2 protein-coding genes and 2 pseudogenes are annotated in these 1,974 nt (G+C 63.0%); 1 reads left to right on the top strand and 3 read right to left on the bottom strand.

The window, feature by feature from the left end; genetic code table 11:
- Positions 1–160: 160 nt before the first annotated feature.
- Positions 161–520, bottom strand: coding sequence for a hypothetical protein (locus MKK75_RS06280; RefSeq protein ID WP_244041757.1), 360 nt, complete (start codon positions 518–520; stop codon positions 161–163).
- A gap of 116 nt (positions 521–636) precedes the next feature.
- Here MKK75_RS06280 and MKK75_RS06275 point away from each other — a divergent pair, with 116 nt between their 5' ends.
- Positions 637–1,005, top strand: a complete 369-nt coding sequence (locus MKK75_RS06275) for a hypothetical protein (protein ID WP_244041756.1) — start codon at positions 637–639, stop codon at positions 1,003–1,005.
- Between the two features lie 19 nt (positions 1,006–1,024).
- Here the strand turns inward: MKK75_RS06275 and MKK75_RS06270 are convergent.
- Positions 1,025–1,381 (bottom strand): annotated as a pseudogene (locus MKK75_RS06270) (DDE-type integrase/transposase/recombinase); the annotation flags it as partial.
- A gap of 310 nt (positions 1,382–1,691) precedes the next feature.
- Positions 1,692–1,974: pseudogene (locus tag MKK75_RS06265) on the bottom strand (IS5/IS1182 family transposase); the annotation flags it as partial.

Below are 1,974 nucleotides of genomic sequence, written 5' to 3'. Positions count from 1 at the left end.
CAAGTCAGCACCGCGAACCTCGGCGAACGAGAAGCGAGATCAAGGCTCACGTGAAGCGGCAAGCGCGAACGAGGCGACCTAAGCGTCGCGGTGTGCCAACAGAGGTCGCGGCCCGAGGTCTGCGCATCCTGTAGAGGGATGTTGCGGTACTCGCTGGACGTCATCGGGCTTGCTGCACCGGCTTGATGCCAAAATTTCCCACTCGCGGGCGCGCTGGCGCGTGGCGGTCATGGCTGGCGCTCATCTCGGCCTCGAACGCTTCCATCTCCTCGTCGGTGAAGGCGGCGGCGCTGCACCACTGGTAGTGGACCGGGAGCGGCATGCCATAGGACGGTACTTTGTAGAGCCCGAAGGCGTCGCGCCGGACTTCTCCGCCGTGGTCGACGATCAGACCGGCATCGAGCAGGGCCTTCAGCGTCTTTGCCGAGCAGCCCGGGGACTTGCCGCAGCCGATCCGGTCGAGGGCGCGGCGCTCGGCCGAGGTCTGTCCGGGATGGGGCATGCGGGCAGTCTCGGACATCAGCAGGCCTCCCGGTGAGTGGCGGTCATGACATCACCTCGGCGTCCGAAGCCTGTCGGGATGCGTTGTCTTCTATGACAGGGCGCATCCGCTGCTGCCCGCTCAGGAGCCCCCCGATGAACATCATCAGTTGGCTGATCTCCATGATCATTCAGTTCTTCCTCGGCAGCGGAGATGAGCAAAGAAGCACCTCTATGGCTAAGGAGAAAGAGGCGGGGGTTTACGTCGGGGAAACATCGGCAAAGGCTAGGAATTTCGAGGACGACTATCATGCTGCCACAAACATGCTGAAGCTGCGGATGGATAAGAGTTTCCCGGACAATTATCACGCAAGGCTGAGTTCCGGCGAGAATAGCCCCTATGACCACGGAGAGGATCGAGCACTTGCCGTCGACACCACGTCGACCGCGATAGCCATGGCGCTTCGGAGCGGAGCCACCGTGAGACAGGCAGCGGAAGCGGGCGCGGTGAGCGTCGGTATCTAACCTAGCAGGCAGCGCCACGGCTGAGCAGGAAGTCGACTGCCTCGCCGTGCTTGTCGATGGCGCGGTTAGAGATCCCGCCATTGGTCCCGGACGCGGATGTAGGTTCCGTCCACGCGCATAGACCTGCAGTTCGGCTTGCGGAACTGGCGTAGGCGGTGCTCGATGGTGGCGCGTAGGCCAGCACCCCACGGTTGATGGTGGAGTGATCCATCTTCATGCCACGTTCCAGGAGCATCTCTCCGATACTGCGGTAGCTGAGCGCGTAGTGCAGGTACCAGGACACCGCCTGCACGATCAGGCTGGCCTCGAAGTGCCGGCCTCTGAAGTCGCCGCCGGCTTCTCATTTCAACTTGAGGTCAGGTGCGTTAAGGATCATGGGCCGGCTCAGAGGCGGAGGCGGCCAGCTGGGCAGGTAGGGCTAATAACTCGTGAAAACCGGCGTTATCGCCTTTGCGACAGGCCCAGGCGCCGCGGGTGAACGGCACGGCTCAGTTCCAGCTACGTCGTTCCATTGCGCAAGCCATATTGGAACGCAACGGCGGGTAACACGATTGGTCGTGCACGGAAAACGACGGTTTTCCCGACATATGTAGGCGGCAGCTTTCGACCGAGGCCGTGTCAAAACGCATTGATCGTGGTCGCCAGCGCTGGTCGGCAGGATGATGACGGCGGCGCGGTCGACGGCTTCAGGCTCGAATGGCTTGGACGAGCCGGGTTGCGCCGCACAGGCGGAGCATCCGCTTCATGCTGTAGGCGAGGATCGCGCGGCTCCTCCCGGTCCGCACGCCTTTCCGGCGCCTCGTCAGGACCGCCCTACTGCCCATCCAGGCTTGCAGCGTTCCGAAGACGTGCTCGACCGTGGCGCGCCGGATCGCCATGGCGTCAGGCATGGCGTCGAGCCGTCTCTGCATGGCCTCCAGAACCGCCTCGTGCTTCCAGCGCTTGAAGCGTTTGAACTTCTCGGTCGTA

The organism is Methylobacterium sp. J-030 (genome assembly GCF_022829545.1).
GTDB lineage: Bacteria > Pseudomonadota > Alphaproteobacteria > Rhizobiales > Beijerinckiaceae > Methylobacterium.
Note: the sequence above shows the minus strand (reverse complement) of the source record. Positions and strands in the feature narration are given on the sequence as shown.